The sequence below is a fragment of the Serratia sp. UGAL515B_01 genome (assembly GCF_033095805.1).
Taxonomy (GTDB): Bacteria; Pseudomonadota; Gammaproteobacteria; order Enterobacterales; family Enterobacteriaceae; genus Chania.
Genome location: NZ_CP109901.1, coordinates 3079840 through 3101303 on the forward strand (window position 1 = coordinate 3079840; position 21464 = coordinate 3101303).

The following is a 21464-nucleotide window of genomic DNA, read 5'->3' on the forward strand; positions in this document are numbered from 1 at the left end:
AATAGTGGGGGGGATTCCCCCACCTTACCCAGCAATCTTCCTTAATCGCCCGTGGCGCAGTCACACTCTACTCCAGTCATCCCTCATGCAGTCCACACTCACGCTTCAGGCCGAAGAAGCGGGTTTCTTCTTCGCTCATGCCCTCTTCCCATTTACGGGTAGTGTGGGTATCACCAACTGAAAGATAACCCTGCTCCCAGAGTGGATGATAGTTCAGCCCATGTTCAGTCAGGTATTGGTAAATCTGCCGATTATCCCAGTCGATAATCGGCAGGATCTTGAATACGCCACGTTGTACCGCCAGCACTGGCAGGTTGGCTCGGCTACCAGACTGCTCACGGCGTAAACCGGCAAACCAAGTCTTGGCCCCGAGCGTTTCCAATGCGCGATCCATTGGCTCAACTTTGTTGATCTGGTTGTACTTTTCGATCCCCTCTACCCCTTGCTCCCAAAGCTTGCCGTATCGCGCTTCTTGCCAGGCCGGTGAATGCTCAGCACGAAACACCTGAAGATTCAGCTGAAGTTTGTCGACCAGTTGATCGATAAACCGGTAGGTTTCTGGGAACAGATAGCCTGTATCCGTCAGGATCACCGGGATATCCGGCTTGATACGTGTGACCAAGTGCAAGCATACCGCTGCCTGAATACCAAAACTTGAAGAGAGTACGAACTCCCCAGGCAGATTTTCCAGCGCCCAAGCAACACGCTCCTGCGCCGGAAGGTGTTCCAACTGACCATTCACGACCGCCAGTGCCAACGCTTGCCCTGATTTTGGTAGCCCATTCAGCGCAACCAGATCGAGTTCAGCCATGTTGAAATCTCCTAAAAATGGTGACTCCTTCCCTCTCACCTTTATAGATGAGAAGGAAGGAGTGGTTGCCTCAATATGAAATGCAGCCTTGAATGTTACCCCCAGAAATCGTGTGCGGGATCCACAACCGGCTGGATAATCCCAGCTCGAAGGGTAAAGTCGCCGAATCCTTCACCTACCGTGCGCTCTTTTGCCCAGCGGCCTACCAGTTGGTCAATATTCTGTAGGATTTCCTCTTCGTTGATATTTTCGCGGTACATACGCGGAATACGCGTTCCTTCACGATTGCCTCCCAAATGGAGGTTGTAGCGACCAATCGCCTTACCCACAAGGCCAATCTCCGCCAACAACGCACGCCCGCAGCCATTTGGGCAACCGGTGATACGCAACACGATGTGTTCGTCACCCACGCCATGCTGATGCATGATGCCTTCTACCTTGGTAACAAATGTAGGTAGGAAGCGCTCGGCTTCCGCCATCGCCAGTGGACAGGTGGGATAAGACACGCAGGCCATAGAATTTTTACGCTGCTCACTGGTGCGATCGTCGATAAGGCCATGTTCCCGTGCTAACGCTTCGATTCTGGCTTTCTCGCTTGCCGGCACCCCGGCAACGATCAGATTCTGGTTTGCCGTGAGGCGGAAATCGCCTTGGTGGATCTTGGCAATCTCAGCCATACCGGTTTTCAATGTTCGCCCCGGATAATCAAGCAAACGACCATTCTCAATAAACAGCGTCAGATGCCAGAGTTCGTCAACCCCTTTCACCCAGCCGATACGATCGCCACGGCCAGTAAACTCATAAGGGCGCACCGGTTCGAAACGAATTCCTGCTCGCTTTTCCACTTCGGCACGGAAGGTATCAACCCCAACCCGCTCAAGGGTATATTTGGTTTTTGCATTCTTGCGATCGGTACGGTTCCCCCAATCGCGCTGCGTAGTGACCACCGCTTCAGCGACGGCAAGCGTGTGCTCCAGCGGGATATACCCAAACTCACTCGCCGTACGTGCATAGGTTTTCTTATTGCCATGCTCGATCGACAGGCCACCACCGACCAAAAGATTAAAACCCACCAGCTTGCCGTGCTCGGCAATGGCCACAAAGTTCATGTCATTAGCATGCAGATCGACATCATTTTGTGGTGGAATGACAACCGTGGTTTTAAATTTGCGCGGCAGATACGTTGCACCCAAGATCGGTTCTTCATCGGTAGTCGCGATCTTTTCTTTATCCAGCCATATTTCTGCATAAGCACGGGTACGAGGCAGCAAATGCTCGGAGATTTTTTTAGCCCACTCATAGGCCTGCTGATGTAACGCTGACTCTACCGGGTTTGACGTGCATAGCACATTACGGTTTACGTCATTAGCCGTTGCCAGTGCATCTAAACCAAGATGCCCCAATAGCTGATGTGCTGGCTTAACATTGCCTTTCAGAATGCCGTGGAACTGGAATGTCTGACGGTTGGTAATGCGAATGCTGCCGTACAAGGTACTTTCCTGTGCGAACTGATCGATGCCCAGCCACTGCTGTGGGGTAATGATCCCACCTGGTAAACGGCAGCGTAGCATCATGGCATGACGAGGTTCTAGCTTCTGCTCGGCACGCTCGGCACGAATATCACGATCATCCTGCTGATACATGCCATGGAAACGGATCAGCAAGAAGTTGTCACCAGTGAAACCGCCGGTAAGGCCGTCTTTTAAATCTTCCGCAATGGAACCACGCAGGAAGTTGCTCTCTTTCTTCAAGCGCTCGGCATCGGCAAGTTTGCCTTCAACCACCAGAGGCCCAGGGTGTTTATCATTCATCAGTAAACATCTCGCTGATAACGGCGCTCAAGGCGCAGCTCACTTAAAAATTCATCTGCCTGCTCGGTATCCATACCACCGTGCTCGGCCACCAGTGTTAATAATGTGTTTTCAACGTCTTTCGCCATGCGGTTAGCATCACCACAGACATAGATATGGGCTCCCTGTTGGATCCAGCGCCAAACCTCTGCCCCCTGCTCCCGCAGTTTGTCCTGCACATAAACTTTGTGCTGTTGATCGCGAGACCAGGCCAGGTCGATGCGGGTTAACAGGCCATCTTTCACATAGCGCTGCCATTCAACCTGATAGAGAAAATCTTCAGTAAAGTGCGGGTTACCAAAGAATAACCAATTCTTACCTGTCGCCCCGTCGGCCTCACGCTGTTGCATGAAGGCGCGGAAAGGGGCAATACCGGTGCCGGGGCCAATCATGATGATTGGCGTTTCCGGGTTGGCAGGCAGACGGAAATTATCGTTATGTTCGATAAATACACGTAGTTCGCCCTCTTCCTCCAAACGATCGGCGAGGAAACTGGAAGCCCCACCAGCACGTGCTCGACCATCGATCTCGTAACGCACGACCCCCACCGTAATATGAACCTCGCTTTCATTTTCTGCCTGGGATGAGGCGATGGAGTACAGGCGGGGAGTCAGTGGACGGAGCAGGCCAATCAGCTGTTCAGCGCTCAAATCGGCTGGAGCACGACGTACCATGTCAACAATAGGTGTGTTGTGCGCGTAGTGTTGAAGTTTAGCTTTATCGGCTAACAGGCTAATCAGCGTTTCATCTCGCGACAGAGCGGCATATTTCTCCACAATCGGGGAGGTGTTCTGCGTCAACTCAAAGTGAGTAAGCAATGCATCACGTAATGACTGCGCTTTTTCCTCAACTTGAACCAATTCGTCTCCTGTCAACCATAACAGTTGCAGTAATTCGTCCACTAACGCAGGATCGTTGTCAAACCAAACGCCGAGAGCATCGCCAGGTTGATAACGCAGCCCGGGATCCCCCAGATCGATTTCGATATGCCGTACATCTTTATCAGAACTACGGCCAGTGATTTTCTGCTTCACGGCCAACTGTGCCGTCAGTGGTTGTTCTTTGCTATAAGGGCTGTTTTCCAATGCGGTGACGGCACCGCTGGCCAACGCGGCTGATACACTGTTTTCAGCCGGGGCGCGAGCCTTAAACACTTCAACCACCTGCTTACGCCAGGCCGTTGCCAGCTCCTGGTACTCCACGTCAGCATCGATGCGTTCAACCAGACGCTCGGCACCCAACTCGGCCAATTTGGCGTCAAAATCCTTACCAGACTGGCAGAAATTCTCATAGGAACTATCGCCCAAACCGAACACCGCAAAGGCGGTTTCATCCAGCTTGGGCGCTTTTTTCGAATGCAGATATTTGTGCAGTGCAACCGCTTCTTCCGCTGGCTCGCCTTCCCCCTGGGTGGAAGCCACCACCACCAACAGGCGTTCCTGTGCGATTTGCTTGAACTTATAGTCCCCGGCACTGACCAAGGTGACGCTCAGTTTTGCCGCCAGCAGATCGTCACGCAGCTGTTCGGCCAGACGGCGAGCATTACCCGTCTGGGAAGCCGAGATAATGGTAATACTGCTTGTGGGAGCTTGAGCAACGGGTGCTGAGGCAACGATACCCGGTTGCTGTTCAACCTTCCCCCAAAAATAGCCAGACAACCATGCGAGTTGCGTTGGCGAATATTCAGCAATCGTTGCCTGCAGGCGTGAAAGCTGCTCGGGTGTCAGCGGGTGCAAGAATGGTGGGGGGGCCTGAGTCGTCATCGCAGTACGGATATCCTATGCTTGGCTAGTGTCAGTCGCTGTTTGATTTCCTGAAAAGATCAGGAGAGTTTGTAAGGTTAACGAGCGTCATTGCAACGATTAAATAAGGGATAGCAATAAATAATAACCAAAATGACTAAGCAGTTTTTCCGGTAAGGGATAGAGGTTAAACAGATAAGAATTTATTTTTAATAAATTGATAAATATATATTTTTTTAATGAACCGTATTTATGGCTGATGAACACTGCCGATAAAAATATCTCAAACCTAACAAAAAAAGTGATATGGCTTAACTGACTGGGATACATGGCAAGCAGCACTGCTTTCCGTTACTATGCGACAGTTTTTGAATCAATGAGACTATCTTGATGCCAACCACGCTGTTTAAAGATTTTCAGTTTGAAGCCGCACACCGCTTGCCACATGTGCCTGAAGGCCATAAATGCGGCCGTCTGCACGGGCATTCTTTTGTGGTGCGTTTAGAAGTCACCGGCGAAGTGGATGCGCATACCGGATGGGTAATGGATTTTGCTGATCTTAAAGCCGCGTTCAACCCGATTTGGCAACGTCTTGATCATCATTACCTGAATGACATTCCTGGATTAGAGAATCCGACTAGCGAGGTGCTTGCCGCCTGGATTTGGCAGCAAGTGAAGCCACAACTGCCAGAACTGAGCGCCGTGATGGTGAAAGAAACCTGTACAGCAGGCTGTGTGTATAAAGGCTAGGTTGTGCCGTGACATAAAAGTTCGTCATCAAGGCAAAGTGCTGGCCGCTTATTGGGCCCACCAAACCTCACGACTTACCCTTGCTCTGCGCACAAATGACTGCCAGCGGTGCCCGAATGCAATTAAGGGACATAGCCTAGTCAAAACCCACCACCGCAAGCGAATTGTCAGGCGATGTTGAGATACTTATGAGTTTGCATTGAAAGCCGCCAGTTACGGGCAATGCAAGTTTCAATACACAACCGCGTTGCCTCTTCTTTCTGGCTAATCGGTTGCAGAGCGATGATGCGTTGCTTTTGGTCATCTAGCGTGGCCAACAACGTATCAAGCGCTTCAATATCGCGCTCACGCCCAACCGGGTGTTTGATCTCATCGGCACGAATCAGGGCCTGAGATAACACCTTGAATCCCCCGCGCATATTTACTTTTGGCGAAACGGTCACCCAGGTAGAGGAAGAACAACGGACCTCATAAGTACCGCTGGTCTCAATTTGGCAGCTAAAACCGTTATTTTCCAAAAACGTGGTCAGTGGGTTCAGATCGTAAATGCTCGGTTCCCCCCCCGTGATCACAATGTGGCGGGCGGCATATCCCTGCTGTTGGATGATCCTGAGTAGTTGTTCCGGGGTGGCGCGACTCCACGTGTCACTCTCTTCGCGCTTTACCAAGAGCCGGTGCATATCCACCTCCCGATCAACGTCCTTTTCCCAAGTATGTTTGGTATCGCACCAACTGCATCCTACGGGACACCCTTGCAGGCGGATAAAAATAGCCGGAACTCCGGTAAAATAGCCTTCACCCTGCAAGGTCTGGAATATTTCATTAATCGGGTAAATCATCGATTTCTCAATTCAGAAGGGTAAAGCATGATTATCGCAGAACCCAAACAGGCGTCCAGCACCAACAAACTCTCATTTTTCCTATTAATACATCGAACAATGTATTACGACTTCGTATCAGACGTTTTTTGTAAATCCCATGTAACATTATTGTGACTTATCGCTCAAAAATGACACAAATTTGATTCTGTTTTGCGTAAAATCTTCCTGCCCCATAACGGAAGATTACTGAAAAACACACTTTAAATTCAATAAAAAACAACAAACTAAATCAATATTTGCCTCCTATTCGCCATATTGTTTCTCCAGTCTTTGGTATTGCATATGATTGTACATACAAGTATATGTTAATTAAACCTACGCATTGTTATGACTTGGGGTCGTTTCTGCCTCGTCATGAGATCTGTACCGATACTGTTTGAGGAAATCGCTGTGACTGCAAATAACAGAGTTCGCAATGTCGATGTACGCGCACCACGCGGCACAAAATTAAATGCAAAAAGCTGGCTGACCGAAGCGCCACTGCGCATGCTGATGAACAACCTTGATCCTGAAGTAGCAGAGAATCCGCACGAGCTGGTGGTCTATGGCGGTATTGGCCGCGCAGCGCGTGATTGGGATTGCTACGACAAAATTGTCGAATCCCTTAAAAATCTAGAAGACGACGAAACCCTGCTGGTGCAATCAGGTAAACCGGTTGGCGTGTTCAAAACCCATAGCAATGCTCCACGTGTGCTAATTGCCAACTCTAACCTGGTTCCTCACTGGGCAACCTGGGAACACTTCAACGAGTTGGATGCCAAAGGTCTGGCAATGTACGGCCAGATGACCGCTGGCAGTTGGATTTACATCGGCAGCCAGGGCATTGTGCAAGGCACCTACGAAACCTTTGTTGAAGCTGGCCGCCAGCATTACGAGGGTAACCTACAGGGCCGCTGGGTGCTGACTGCAGGGTTGGGTGGTATGGGCGGCGCACAACCTTTGGCAGCCACGCTTGCCGGAGCTTGTTCGCTAAATATCGAATGCCAGCAGAGCCGCATCGATTTCCGTTTGAAAACCCGTTATGTCGATGAACAAGCCAAGGATCTGGATGACGCATTGGCGCGTATCAAAAAATATACCAGTGAAGGCAAAGCAATCTCCATCGCCCTATGCGGCAATGCGGCAGCAATCCTGCCAGAACTGATCAAACGCGGCGTGCGCCCAGACATGGTGACCGACCAAACTAGCGCCCACGACCCGCTAAACGGTTATTTACCAAAAGGCTGGACATGGGAGGAGTATCGTCGCCGTGCGCAAACCGAACCTGCTCAGGTGGTTACGGCAGCTAAACAGTCGATGGCCGAGCATGTTACCGCCATGCTGGCATTCCAGAAAATGGGAGTGCCAACCTTCGACTACGGAAATAACATCCGTCAGATGGCTAAAGAAATGGGTGTCGAGAACGCCTTCGATTTCCCCGGATTTGTGCCCGCCTATATTCGCCCTCTGTTCTGTCGGGGAATTGGTCCATTCCGCTGGGCTGCGTTGTCTGGCGACCCGCAGGATATCTACAAAACTGACGCGATGGTCAAAAAACTGATCCCAGATGACGAACATTTGCATCATTGGTTGGATATGGCACGTGAACGCATCAGTTTCCAAGGTTTGCCCGCACGTATCTGTTGGGTTGGGCTTGGTCAGCGAGCAAAACTGGGCTTGGCATTTAATGAAATGGTTCGTCGTGGCGAACTTTCTGCACCCATCGTGATTGGCCGCGACCATCTGGACTCTGGTTCAGTATCCAGCCCAAACCGTGAAACAGAATCGATGAAAGATGGTTCTGACGCAGTGTCCGACTGGCCACTGCTCAACGCACTGCTTAACACCGCCAGCGGCGCAACTTGGGTTTCTCTGCACCACGGTGGTGGTGTAGGTATGGGCTTCTCCCAACATTCCGGTATGGTTATCGTCTGTGACGGCACCGATGAAGCCGCGGAGCGTATCGCACGTGTACTGCATAATGATCCAGCGACGGGTGTAATGCGCCACGCCGATGCCGGTTACGACATTGCTATCAACTGTGCCCGTGAGCAAGGCCTTAACTTGCCAATGGTGACTGCGACTCAAGGAGATAAAGCATGAAAGCGCTGACTATCCGCCCAGGCAAAATGACCCTCGCAGAATTGCGTCAGGTTTATCAACATCCGGTCACGCTGACACTGGACGACAACGCCTATGGTGCGATCCAGCAGAGCGTGGCCTGCGTTGAACGTATTGTGGCAGAAAACCGTACAACCTACGGTATTAACACTGGCTTCGGTCTGCTGGCTTCAACGCGTATTGCCCGTGACGATTTGGAAAACCTGCAACGCTCTATCGTGCTGTCGCACGCGGCCGGTGTGGGTGCTGCCACCGATGACAATCTGGTACGTCTGATCATGGTTCTGAAGATCAACAGCCTGTCACGCGGGTTCTCAGGTATCCGTTTGGAAGTACTCCAGGCGTTGATGGCGTTGGTCAATGCCGAAGTGTATCCACATATCCCACTAAAAGGTTCTGTCGGTGCTTCTGGCGATCTGGCGCCGCTGGCGCATATGAGTCTGGTGCTGCTGGGTGAAGGGAAAGCCCGCTATCAAGGCGAATGGTTAACAGCTACCGATGCACTGGCAAAAGCCGGTTTGAAACCTTTGACGCTAGCCGCTAAAGAGGGTCTGGCGCTGTTAAACGGCACACAGGTTTCTACTGCTTTCGCCCTGCGCGGTCTGTTTGACGCAGAAGATCTGTATGCCGCTGCGACGGTAGCGGGCAGCCTGACAGTGGAAGCGGCGCTGGGATCACGCAGCCCTTTCGACCCACGCATTCACGAGGTGCGTGGTCAGCGTGGTCAGATCGATGCCGCCGCGGCTTATCGTCATCTATTGAAAGAACGTAGTGATGTATCTGATTCACATCAAAACTGCGAAAAAGTGCAGGACCCTTATTCTCTGCGCTGCCAGCCTCAGGTGATGGGTGCCTGTCTGACGCAAATCCGCCAAGCGGCTGAAGTTCTTGAGATCGAAGCCAATGCCGTTTCAGATAACCCTCTGGTATTCGCCGCACAAGGGGATGTTCTGTCAGGTGGTAATTTCCATGCTGAACCCGTCGCCATGGCTGCAGATAACCTGGCACTGGCATTTGCTGAGATCGGTTCGCTCTCTGAGCGCCGTATTTCTCTGATGATGGATAAACACATGTCACAGTTACCACCGTTCCTGGTGGAGAACGGCGGTGTCAATTCTGGCTTTATGATCGCACAGGTGACCGCTGCAGCCCTGACTAGCGAAAACAAAGCACTGGCACATCCGGCCAGTGTCGATAGCATTCCAACTTCAGCCAATCAGGAAGACCATGTTTCGATGGCGCCAGCGGCAGGGCGTCGCCTGTGGGAGATGGCAGATAACGTGCGCGGCATTTTGGCCGTGGAATGGCTAGCTGCGTGCCAAGGTCTGGATCTGCGTAAAGGGCTGAAGACGACTGAAGGCCTGGAACAGGCTCGCCACCTGCTACGCGAACATGTCAGTTATTACGACAAGGATCGATTCTTTGCTCCCGACATCGAAGCAGCCAGCCAGCTGTTAGCAGCAGGTCACTTGACCTCTCTGGTACCAGCCACGTTGCTGCCTAGCCAGGCGTAACACATTCTTCTACCCTACAATTTCGTACTCTATCTCGCCGGGGTTCGTTCCCCCGGCGCGGATAGCGCTGCCTGTCCGACAACGATATTAAAAACGGAGAGCAACATGCCTATCGAAAAACCACAACTACAACGCGGCTTGAACGCGCGGCATATTCGCTTTATGGCCCTCGGCTCGGCCATCGGCACTGGGTTGTTTTATGGTTCAGCTGGCGCGATTCAGTTAGCTGGCCCTGCCGTATTGCTGGCCTATCTGGTCGGCGGTGCGGCAGTCTTTATGGTGATGCGGGCATTAGGAGAAATGGCAGTACATCAACCCGTTTCTGGCTCATTCGGCCACTATGCCAACCATTACCTTGGCCCATTAGCCGGCTTTCTTACCGGCTGGACCTATACCTTTGAAATGGTGATTGTTGCATTGGCCGATGTGACCGCTTTCGGTATCTATATGGGGCTATGGTTTCCCGAGGTTGCACAATGGGTATGGGTACTAAGCATTATTTTCTTTATCGGTGCGCTTAACCTATGCAACGTCAAAGTGTTTGGCGAAATGGAGTTCTGGTTATCATTGGTCAAAGTCGCGGCTATCGTGGCAATGATCGTCGGCGGTGCCGCCGTAATGCTGTTTGGCTTCGGTATGACTGAACAAGCTACCGGTTTCAGTAATCTGTGGCAGCATGGCGGTTTTATGCCAAATGGGGTGAGTGGTGTCATCGCTTCCCTTGCTGTGGTGATGTTCGCATTCGGTGGAATTGAAATTATCGGTATTACCGCAAGCGAAGCTAAAAACCCTGACAAGGTACTACCAAAAGCTATTAATGCTGTACCGATACGTATCTTGCTGTTCTATGTGTTGACGTTACTGGTGCTCATGTCTATCTATCCGTGGAACAGCATTGGGCAGAATGGTAGCCCATTCGTCGCAATCTTCAGCAATTTAGGGATAAATTCGGCGGCTAACGTCCTCAACGTAGTGGTGATCACCGCGGCTATTTCTGCCATCAACAGTGATATTTTCGGCGCAGGGCGCATGATGTATGGCATGGCTAATGATGGTCAGGCCCCGAAAAGCTTCTCCAAACTGACCAAAAACGGTGTGCCATGGATGACGGTATTGGTTATGTCAATAGCGTTACTATTGGCAGTAGTACTCAACTACCTGATCCCTAAACAGATATTTATGATCATCGCCTCTATTGCTACCTTTGCTACGGTTTGGGTGTGGTTGATGATCCTACTTTCACAAATTGCCATGCGCCGAACACTTACCGAAGAAGAAACTCGCAATTTGAGCTTTCAGGTACCTTGGTGGCCCGTTGCTCCCGCGCTTGCAACGGCGTTTATGCTGTTTGTGATCGGCCTGCTTGGGTACTTCGAGGAGAGCCGTATCGCACTGTTTGTCGGGCTGGTGTGGGTGGCATTCCTGACGTTAGCTTACTGGGTGTGGGTTCGTAAAAAAGACAGCGACGCATCCGTTGTAGCCCGTACCGAAAGTCAGTGAAAACAGGTGCCACTCAGCGGGTGATAAAAGTAGAGCACAGAAAAAAACCCGCCTTAGCGGGTTTTTTATTTTATCTGATATAAATCAAAGCGTTATTACTGACCTTTAACTTCTTTCAGGCCATTAAACGGGGCACGATCACCCAGAGCTTCTTCGATACGGATCAGTTGGTTGTATTTTGCAACACGGTCAGAACGGCTCATAGAACCGGTTTTGATCTGGCCTGCCGCAGTCCCTACTGCCAAGTCAGCAATAGTGGCATCTTCGGTTTCACCTGAACGGTGAGAGATCACCGCAGTGTAGCCCGCGTCTCTTGCCATTTTGATACATGCCAGAGTTTCAGTAAGAGAACCGATCTGGTTAAGTTTGACAAGAATCGAGTTAGTAATACCTTTCTCGATACCCTCTTTCAGGATCTTGGTGTTGGTTACGAACAGATCGTCACCCACCAACTGGATTTTGTCGCCCAGTACTTTAGTCTGGTATGCAAAGCCCGCCCAGTCAGATTCATCCAGACCATCTTCGATAGAAACGATTGGATACTGTTTGGTCAGATCTTCCAGGAAGTGAGTGAACTCTTCAGAGGTGAACGCTTTGTTGCCTTCGCCAGCCAGAACGTATTTACCGTCTTTGTAGAATTCAGAAGCTGCACAGTCCATCGCCAAGGTCACGTCTTTACCCAGCTCGTAACCTGCTGCCTTCACCGCTTCGGCGATAACAGCAAGCGCTTCAGCGTTTGAACCCAGGTTTGGCGCATAACCACCTTCATCACCCACGGCAGTATTCATGCCTTTGGCTTTCAGCACTTTAGCCAGGTGATGGAAAACTTCAGAACCGATACGCACAGCTTCTTTCAGGGTTTTCGCGCCTACTGGCTGGATCATGAACTCCTGAATGTCGACGTTGTTGTCAGCGTGCTCACCACCATTGATGATATTCATCATTGGCAAAGGCATAGAGAATTTGCCTGGAGTGCCGTTCAGTTCTGCAATGTGCTCATACAGAGGCATACCTTTGGACGCAGCAGCAGCTTTAGCAGCAGCCAGCGAAACAGCGAGGATAGCATTAGCGCCAAAGTTGGACTTGTTCTCAGTGCCGTCCAGGTCGATCATGATTTTATCGATGTTAGCCTGGTCTTTGGCATCTTTACCCAGCAATGCCTGAGCGATTGGGCCGTTTACCGCACCAACGGCTTTCAACACGCCTTTACCCAGAAAACGAGATTTGTCACCATCACGCAGTTCCAGTGCTTCCCGGGAACCGGTAGATGCACCTGACGGCGCTGCAGCCAAACCGACGAAACCACCTTCCAGATGCACTTCAGCTTCAACTGTAGGGTTTCCGCGTGAGTCGATGATTTCACGACCAATGACTTTAACAATTTTAGACATACAGGTTTTCCTCAAGTCACAAATTAAACTATACCCTTCATTCTTCAAGTTGCATGGGTGTTGGCTTCGTCCGCTCGCACCAGTCACATAGTGAGCTATGGCTCCTGGCGACTCTCAAACTTGCCGCCTACATACAACTCGAATTATTTTGGGTATAAAACTCCAGACGAACAACGCGCGGTTTTGCCGCGCGTCGCTTATCTACAAACTCTTATTTCACCTGACACTTCTGATACTCACCCGCCGCTTTGACAAAACCAGCGAACAACGGGTGCCCATCACGTGGTGTCGAAGTAAACTCCGGGTGGAACTGACAGGCCACAAACCATGGGTGGTCAGGCAGTTCAATAATCTCAACCAGTTTGTTGTCAGCAGAACGGCCAGCAACAAGCAAGCCTGCGGCTTCAATCTGCTTCAACAGCATGTTGTTGACTTCATAACGGTGGCGATGACGCTCAACGATGGTTTTCTCTCCATACAACTTGCGCACCAGGCTGTTGTCTGTCAGATGGCATTGTTGCCCGCCAACACGCATGGTTCCCCCCAGATCACTTTCCTCAGTACGTACTTCAACGTTACCGTCTTCATCACGCCATTCGGTGATCAAGGCTATCACAGGGTACTTACAGTCTGGCACAAACTCCGTCGAGTTGGCATTTTCCATGCTGGCCACATTACGGGCAAACTCAATCAAAGCCACCTGCATACCTAGGCAAATGCCCAGATAAGGGATTTTGTTTTCGCGCGCATAACGCGCTGTCATCACTTTTCCTTCCACACCACGGTAACCAAAGCCACCAGGAATAAGGATCGCATCCAGGTTTTTCAGCACTTCAACACCGCGTGTTTCAACATCTTGCGAATCGATCAGCTTGATGTTGACGGTCAGACGATTTTTCAAACCACCGTGCTTCAGCGCCTCTATCACCGACTTATACGCATCCGGCAATTCGACATATTTACCAACCATGCCGATAGTGACTTCACCACCTGGATTGGCTTCTTCGTAAATCACCTGTTCCCATTCGGTCAGGTCAGCTTCCGGTGCGCTGAGGCTGAATCGTTTACAAATATAATCATCCAACCCTTGGGATTTCAATAGAGCAGGAATTTTATAAATAGAATCAATGTCTTTTAAAGAGATAACGGCTTTTTCAGGGACATTGCAGAACAGTGCGATTTTAGCACGTTCATTAGCAGGAACCGTGCGATCGGAACGACAGATCAGCACATCAGGCTGGATACCAATGGAAAGCAGTTCTTTTACTGAGTGCTGGGTCGGCTTGGTTTTCACTTCACCCGCTGCTGCCAAGTATGGCACCAGTGTCAAATGCATGTACAACGTATGCTCGCGGCCCACTTCAACCGCCATCTGGCGAATGGCCTCCAAGAATGGCAGAGATTCTATATCACCGACCGTGCCACCAATTTCAACCAGCACCACGTCATGCCCTTCACCGCCTTCAATGATGCGTTCTTTGATCGCATTGGTCACATGTGGGATAACCTGAACTGTCGCACCCAGATAGTCGCCACGACGTTCTTTACGCAATACCTCAGAGTAAATACGACCTGTGGTGAAATTGTTGCGCCGCGTCATTTTTGTACGGATAAAGCGCTCGTAGTGACCCAGGTCAAGATCGGTTTCTGCGCCATCTTCGGTGACGAAAACCTCCCCATGTTGAATCGGGCTCATGGTGCCCGGATCCACATTGATGTACGGGTCCAGTTTCATGATGGTAACGTTGAGGCCACGGGCTTCAAGAATAGCCGCCAGAGAGGCTGCGGCAATGCCTTTACCCAGAGAGGATACGACCCCGCCGGTCACAAAAATATAATTAGTTGTCATGCTGAACCTGAGAGTTTAGGTTTAAAGACGATGGAAGAACCAAGACGGGAAAGTAGTATACCCGAACCTCTCTTGACCTACAAACGATCGTTTTGTCATCCATCTTCTCTTTCCGCCGATGAGTCAATGCAGATAAAACCCGAAAAAAAACGCTTTAATTATTTTAAAAACAACAAATTACAAAAAAATATGGCCAGTAATTTGCATTACTGATTAAAAAATACATTACATTTCCATTTGTTAGCTTTTTATCGAACACTTCGCAAGCCATGAGACTCAGCTTAACCGTTTCAGCTAATTTGAACATTGTCTCCGATCAAACAAACATTACTGTGAAAACGAGTATTTAAGATGATTTTTCCATGTGCTTCACCTGCTGCCAAGCCTCTTCCATCTGTTCCAGTGAGGCATCTTGCATCCGCAAGCCGTGCTGTTGCACGATTTCTTCCACCTGACGAAAACGCCTCTCAAACTTACGGTTGGCGGCTTGCAGCGCATTTTCAGCTTTATAGCCGAGGTGGCGAGAAAGATTGACCGTAGCAAATAGCAGATCGCCAATTTCCTCCTCCAGTTTTTGTTCATCCACGACAGCTTGCTGCGCTTCATGCATCACTTCGTCGAGTTCTTCGTACACTTTATCCAATACTGGCCCTAAGGTGTTCCAATCAAACCCCACCGCAGCACAGCGTTTCTGTATTTTATGAGCTTTCATCAAGGCAGGTAAGGCATTAGGAATATCATCCAGCGCCGAATGCAACGCTTTCTCTGCCCGTTCACCTGCCTTCAATTGCTCCCAGCGTGCCGAAACGGTTTCGCTATCGGCAGCTTCAGCTTCACCAAAAATGTGTGGATGACGGCGTTCAAGCTTGTCGCTAATGGCGTTACAGACCTGGTCAAAATCAAATAGTCCCTGTTCGTGTCCCATCTGGGCGTAGAACACGACCTGGAACAGCAGATCACCTAACTCATCACGCAGATCGGCATAATCCTGGCGCTCAATGGCATCAAGCACTTCGTAAGTTTCTTCCAGTGTATATGGCGCAATAGTGGCAAAGGTTTGCTTGAGATCCCACGGGCATCCCCCCTGCGGATCGCGTAAGGTTTTCATGATGGTCAACAGACGTTGTAACGGGGTGGACTGGATCATATTGATTTCTCTAAAAAGAAAGCGGGCACAAACGTGCCCTTATAAAGGTTACACCTGTGGATCACAAACCGTACCGAGGCGCTAAAACAATTCTGTTTAAAGAATACCGGGTATTCATTTGCCGTGAAGGCGCTTTGCTTCGATAACGTCCGCTAATTGGTTGAGCTTAGCCAATACACGCCCCAGCACTTGCTGATTGTAAATTTCGATGTCCATATCAATCGTGGCTAACTGCTTTTTAGTATCACTCTGGCTGGCTACCCCCAATACATTGACCTTTTCGTTGGCCAAAATCGTGGTAATGTCGCGTAGTAATCCACTACGATCGTTAGCCACTACTCGCACCACTAACGAATAACCACTGGAATAACTCTCCCCCCAGACGGCATCAACGATCCGCTCAGGCGAATGAGATTGCAGTTCGGCCAGTTGTTCGCAATCCACACCGTGGATCGAGATCCCTCGTCCTTGAGTGATAAAGCCTACAATCTCATCACCTGGAATAGGCTGGCAACAACGAGCAATGTGGTGCATCAGATTACCAACGCCCTCAACCACTACTCGACCATGATCTTTGCTACGGGCAGCCGCTGGTGCTTTGTGGTGGGTAAGTTGTCGCAGTGCTTCGCGATCCTGCTCTTCTGCACTCGGTTTATGGAGCTTGCCCTGAAGAAAATTCACCATCTGATTCAGGCGAATATCACCCCCACCAATCCCTGCAAGCACCTCATCTAACGAGTTGACGTTATAACGTGGAATCAGTAGTTTTTCAGCCTCTTTCAGGCTGATATCGAGATGTTCAAGTTCATTGTCTAACATCTGCCGGCCGGCAAGGATGTTTTTGTCACGGTCTTGTTTGCGGAACCAATTGTGGATCTTAGAGCGTCCACGACTCGTCGTCACATAACCCAGATTCGGATTCAACCAGTCACGGCTTGGGTTCGGTTGCTTTTGAGTGATGATTTCGATTTGATCACCCATTTGCAATTGGTAAGTAAATGGCACAATTCGGCCACCTATTTTTGCGCCAATACAACGGTGGCCAACGTCGCTATGAATATGGTAGGCAAAATCGAGCGGCGTCGAACCCGCAGGCAGATCCACTACGTCACCTTTTGGCGTAAACACATAGACGCGATCGTCAAACACTTGGCTGCGGACTTCGTCAAGCATCTCACCTGAGTCAGCCATTTCTTCCTGCCAGGCAATCAGTTTTCGCAGCCAGGCAATACGCTCTTCATAACCAGAACGCGCTGCTGCTACCGCACCTTCTTTATATTTCCAGTGTGCGGCAACGCCAAGTTCAGCATCTTCGTGCATCTGACGGGTACGGATCTGGATTTCCAGCGTCTTTCCCCGAGGCCCGAGCACCACGGTATGAATCGATTGATAACCGTTCGGTTTCGGGTTGGCAACATAGTCGTCGAACTCATCCGGCAGGTGGCGAAAATGCGTGTGTACGATACCCAATGCCGCATAACAATCCTGTAAACGCTCGACAACAACCCTCACCGCTCGCACATCGAACAACTCGTCAAAGGCCAAGGATTTTTTCTGCATCTTACGCCAGATGCTATAGATATGCTTTGGACGGCCATAAATTTCCGCTTTGATGCCTTCATCCACCATGGCTTCGTGCAATGAGGCAACAAAATCATCAATAAACTGCTCACGATCGATACGGCGTTCATGCAACAGCTTGGCGATACGTTTGTATTCGTCAGGATGCAGATAGCGGAAACAGAAATCTTCCAATTCCCACTTCAGTTGTCCAATACCGAGGCGGTTGGCCAGTGGTGCATAAATATTGGAACACTCTTTTGCCGCCAATACGCGTTCATCTTCTGGCGCATCCTTGACTTCACGCAGGTGGGTGATCCGTTCGGCAAGCTTAATAACCACACAGCGGAAATCTTCCACCATAGCCAATAACATACGGCGAACGTTATCAACCTGCTCAGATCCCATAGAGTCATTGTGCGTGGCTTTCAGTTGACGAATAGCATCCATGTCCCGTACACCATGAACCAGAGAGGTAATTCCTGGACCAAACACTTCGGTCAGCGTTGCCTCTTGCACAATCGCGGCATCCACCAGCGGAAACAGCAACGCCGCACGCATGCTCTCGTTGTCCATACTCAGCGTGGAGAGGATCTCTACCATTTCAAGGCCACGCCAGAGTAACAGTGACGAATCGGGATGATTTTTAGTCTGTTGTTCACAATAACGCCAGGTTGCGGCCAATCGCTCACCTGACTGAGCGTTAGGAAGACCCAGGCTGGCGATCCAATCATCAAGGGCGAATTCACCTGCAGTATTCAGATGTGCACTTCTTATCGCAACCATAACTTCTCCCGACCTTTGCAGCGACCCCTGACGCCTGTATATCCAGCGTCATGGATTCAAGATGCCCCGTGTGCGAAAACATATACGACATCCGCACGCGAGCAATACGATAACCTGCGTTGAGCAACACGCTGCTGCCATATGCCAGCATCGTAGGATTGAAGGAAACATAAATCACGCGCTGTGATGCAAACTTGACAATATATGGCATCATTCTAAACGCGCCTGCGCGGGCAGAGTCCAGCGTAACCTAATCAAATCCCTGTGCTGCCCAAGGTTGTCACTCAACGTCATCCCCAAAATTTCCAGGGAAAAAAGGATACATTACTCAGTAAATTTTTATGTGCATTATATTGCCTATTCGCAACCAGCGTGGCAACTCCGACTACCACTTTTGCCATCTGGTCAACGCTGAGCTAAAAACGTGGCGGTATTCTTTAATTACATACGAATACCGCAGGCAATTAAAAGGTACTGCTTGACTATTCTGCACAACAGAACCAATACCCGATTACGGCACCCAATACTCAGACGTTTCAACTTACCTTGAGTGAATTGCTATTTATTTTCCGTCAGTTGAGTTTCTGCTTGTCCGCCCGGTAGAATAACAGCAAAAAAATACAGCGTTACTTTCATGGCTGAATGGATCGAGATCGGTTACCGTTACAGTGAAGTTAATACTTGTGAAGCTGCTTGGGTCGTCACGTAGCATTACGCCATATTGTCGATTACGTGCCGGTTCATTAAGCTAACTAGAATTAGTCCCAATTTTTCCACATTGGAATCCCATGACCAAATACAGCTTGCGGGCGCGGATGATGATCCTGATCCTGGCGCCAACATTAATGATCGGTCTTCTGCTGAGCACCTTCTTTGTGGTACACCGCTACAACGAACTGCAGGAACAGTTGGTTGATGCTGGTGCCAGCATTATCGAACCTTTAGCCGTAGCCAGCGAATATGGCATGACCTTTCGTAGCCGTGAGTCAGTCAGGCAATTGGTTAGCCTTCTTCACCGTCGTCATTCGGATATTGTGCGTTCTATTACCGTATTTGATACGCATAACAACCTGTTTGTCACTTCCAATTATCACTACAATTATACTCAATTACAGTTACCGAAGGATGTCCCAATCCCCACCGAATTAATGCTGACGCGGCGGGGTGACTCTTTAATCCTTCGAACGCCAATTGTGTCAGAAACCCATTATCCGGACGAAAATAGCAACAGCGATATACAGCCTGACAACAATCTCGGTTATGTCGCCATTGAGCTGGATTTACAGTCGGTAAGATTACAACAATATAAAGAGATCTTCATTTCGACCTTACTGCTACTGTTGTGTATGTGTATCGCAATTCTGTTTGCTTATCGCCTGATGCGCGATGTCACCGGCCCAATCCGCAACATGGTCAATACGGTCGACCGTATCCGCCGTGGCCAACTCGACAGCCGAGTTGAAGGCTTTATGCTCGGCGAACTGCATATGTTGAAAAACGGCATCAACTCTATGGCAATGTCACTCACTGCCTATCATGAGGAGATGCAGCAAAATATCGATCAAGCCACTTCTGATCTGCGCGAAACATTAGAGCAAATGGAAATCCAGAACGTTGAACTGGATCTGGCAAAGAAGCGTGCGCAGGAAGCTGCTCGAATCAAATCCGAATTTCTGGCTAATATGTCACATGAGTTGCGGACCCCGCTCAATGGTGTCATTGGCTTTACCCGTCAGATGTTGAAAACCAATCTTAGCGCTACGCAGATCGACTATCTCCAAACCATTGAACGTTCTGCCAACAATCTGTTGACGATCATTAACGATGTGTTGGATTTCTCCAAACTAGAGGCCGGTAAGCTGGTGCTGGAGCATATTCCGTTCTCTCTGCGTGAAACGCTGGATGAAGTTATCGTATTACTGGCCCCCAGTGCACATGAAAAAGGGCTGGAGCTGACGCTGGATGTGCATAATGATGTACCCGAGCACGTAATTGGTGACTCACTGCGTCTGCAACAAATCGTTACCAATCTGCTAGGCAATGCGGTGAAGTTCACCGAGACGGGCAATATTGATATCCGCGTGGAACAGCGTAACCAGCTAGAACGACAAGTTGAGCTGGAAGTACAGATCCATGATACCGGTATCGGTATTTCTGAACGCCAGCAATCACAACTGTTCCAAGCTTTTCGTCAGGCGGATGCCAGCATTTCTCGACGCCATGGTGGTACCGGTCTGGGCCTGGTAATCACCCAAAAACTGGTGAAAGAGATGGGGGGTGATATTTGCTTTCACAGCCAGTTGGGACGAGGTTCAACCTTCTGGTTCCATATCACACTTGATCTCAATGAAGGCATGCTGATGCTGCCCCCTTGTTTGCCAGACCTTAAAGGCAAAACGTTGGCCTATATCGAAGCCAATCCTTCCGCTGCGCAAGCCACATTGAGCCTATTAAGCACCACCCAGTTAGAAGTTGTGTATTCGCCAACACTGGGGCAATTGCCAAAGAGCGATTATGACTTTCTACTCCTCAGCGTGCCGATCCCTTATAGAGATAGCCTGATAAAACATAAGGATAAGCTCACAGAAGCACTGAAAATTTCCACTCGGGTGATCCTGGCTCTGCCTAGCCAAGCACAAATTGACGCCGAAGAAATGAAAAAGCTCGGCGCAACCGGCTGCCTGATCAAACCGATCAGCAGCAATCGGTTGTATCCTTTACTACGTACGGAAGCACTACATCGGCTGAGTCTGCCCCAACTCCGTAAACGCCTGCCATTAACAGTAATGGCAGTAGATGATAACCCGGCAAACCTAAAGTTGATTGGAACATTGCTGGCAGAACAGGTGGAAAAAACGCTGCTGTGTGAAAGCGGTGAAGAAGCCATTGCGCTAGCACGAGACAATGTGCTCGATATGATCCTAATGGATATTCAGATGCCAAACATCGATGGACTCCGTGCCAGCGAACTCATTCGCCAAATGCCCCATCACAATTCCACACCGATTGTCGCAGTCACTGCTCACGCAGTGAGTGGTGAGCGCGAACATCTATTGCAAGCAGGTATGGATGACTATCTCGCGAAACCTATTGATGAAGCAATGCTGACGAAAGTGCTTTCCCGCTACCACACCATTGACGTTGAACCTGAACCCACCAAACTACGCCCTACAGCTGAGTTATCGCTATCATTAGATTGGTCACTAGCATTGCGCCAAGCCGCCAATAAAGAAGATCTGGCTCGCGATCTGCTGCTAATGCTAGTTGAATTCCTGCCACAGGTCAGTGATCGGGTGAGAGCGTTGTTGGAGGGGGAACCGGACGACAGTATTCTCGAACTGATCCACAAACTGCACGGCAGTTGCAGCTACAGCGGCGTTCCCCGTCTCAAGCAGCTGTGCTTCTATCTCGAGCAACAGTTACGTCAGGGTGTCAATAGCAGCGATTTAGAACCGGAATGGTTTGAGCTTTTAGATGAGATAGAATTGGTGAATACCGAGGCACGTTTTCGACTGGCTGAGTGACTTATTTTTTAAAATATCAAGGCAAAACAACAAGGCACGCAGAAGCGTGCCTTATGCAT

General features: G+C 49.9%; 13 protein-coding genes. 5 read left to right on the plus strand and 8 right to left on the minus strand.

The features are described from left to right. Window positions 1–76 precede the first annotated feature (76 nt). From cysH to cysJ, 3 genes are all read right to left on the minus strand, one after another. Window positions 77–811: a phosphoadenosine phosphosulfate reductase gene (cysH, locus tag OK023_RS13905; protein ID WP_317693299.1), complete on the minus strand. Its 735-nt coding sequence runs from the start codon at window positions 809–811 to the stop codon at window positions 77–79. A 95-nt stretch (window positions 812–906) separates the two neighbouring features. Continuing rightward, window positions 907–2622, minus strand: a complete 1716-nt coding sequence (cysI, locus tag OK023_RS13910; protein ID WP_317693300.1) for an assimilatory sulfite reductase (NADPH) hemoprotein subunit — start codon at window positions 2620–2622, stop codon at window positions 907–909. Then, entirely contained in the window at window positions 2622–4424 is a 1803-nt protein-coding gene (gene cysJ / locus OK023_RS13915; protein ID WP_317693301.1) for an NADPH-dependent assimilatory sulfite reductase flavoprotein subunit, read from the minus strand. The genes cysI and cysJ overlap by 1 nt, the downstream gene beginning before the upstream one ends. 369 nt (window positions 4425–4793) lie before the next feature. Between cysJ and queD the strand changes: the two genes are divergently transcribed. After that, window positions 4794–5153, plus strand: coding sequence for a 6-carboxytetrahydropterin synthase QueD (gene queD, locus OK023_RS13920; RefSeq protein WP_317693302.1), 360 nt, complete (start codon window positions 4794–4796; stop codon window positions 5151–5153). Window positions 5154–5320: 167 nt separating this feature from the next. Here queD and queE read toward each other — a convergent pair whose 3' ends face one another. Beyond that, a complete protein-coding gene (gene queE, locus OK023_RS13925) occupies window positions 5321–5992 on the minus strand; it encodes a 7-carboxy-7-deazaguanine synthase QueE (protein ID WP_317693303.1) in 672 nt (223 codons plus the stop codon). Between the two features lie 432 nt (window positions 5993–6424). On the opposite strand from queE, the gene hutU reads away from it, so the two are divergent. From hutU to OK023_RS13940, 3 genes are all read left to right on the plus strand, one after another. Next, window positions 6425–8116 (plus strand): urocanate hydratase, encoded by a 1692-nt coding sequence (gene hutU / locus OK023_RS13930; RefSeq protein ID WP_317693304.1) that lies wholly within the window; start codon window positions 6425–6427, stop codon window positions 8114–8116. Next, on the plus strand, window positions 8113–9648 hold the full coding sequence (gene hutH, locus OK023_RS13935) for a histidine ammonia-lyase (RefSeq protein WP_317693305.1): 1536 nt from the start codon (window positions 8113–8115) through the stop codon (window positions 9646–9648). Before hutU ends, hutH begins: the two co-directional genes overlap by 4 nt. A 105-nt stretch (window positions 9649–9753) precedes the next feature. Beyond that, window positions 9754–11148 (plus strand): amino acid permease, encoded by a 1395-nt coding sequence (locus tag OK023_RS13940; RefSeq protein WP_317693306.1) that lies wholly within the window; start codon window positions 9754–9756, stop codon window positions 11146–11148. A gap of 95 nt (window positions 11149–11243) precedes the next feature. Here OK023_RS13940 and eno read toward each other — a convergent pair whose 3' ends face one another. From eno to relA, 4 genes are all read right to left on the minus strand, one after another. Further along, on the minus strand, window positions 11244–12539 hold the full coding sequence (gene eno / locus OK023_RS13945) for a phosphopyruvate hydratase (RefSeq protein WP_317693307.1): 1296 nt from the start codon (window positions 12537–12539) through the stop codon (window positions 11244–11246). A gap of 211 nt (window positions 12540–12750) precedes the next feature. After that, window positions 12751–14388 (minus strand): glutamine hydrolyzing CTP synthase, encoded by a 1638-nt coding sequence (gene pyrG, locus OK023_RS13950; protein ID WP_317693308.1) that lies wholly within the window; start codon window positions 14386–14388, stop codon window positions 12751–12753. A gap of 346 nt (window positions 14389–14734) precedes the next feature. Further along, window positions 14735–15535, minus strand: coding sequence for a nucleoside triphosphate pyrophosphohydrolase (gene mazG, locus OK023_RS13955; RefSeq protein ID WP_317693309.1), 801 nt, complete (start codon window positions 15533–15535; stop codon window positions 14735–14737). A gap of 114 nt (window positions 15536–15649) precedes the next feature. Further along, on the minus strand, window positions 15650–17881 hold the full coding sequence (gene relA, locus OK023_RS13960) for a GTP diphosphokinase (protein ID WP_317693310.1): 2232 nt from the start codon (window positions 17879–17881) through the stop codon (window positions 15650–15652). Window positions 17882–18669: 788 nt separating this feature from the next. On the opposite strand from relA, the gene barA reads away from it, so the two are divergent. Next, window positions 18670–21405 carry a two-component sensor histidine kinase BarA gene (gene barA / locus OK023_RS13970; RefSeq protein ID WP_317693311.1) on the plus strand — a complete coding sequence of 912 codons (2736 nt, stop codon included), beginning with the start codon at window positions 18670–18672 and terminating at the stop codon, window positions 21403–21405. Window positions 21406–21464 lie beyond the last annotated feature (59 nt).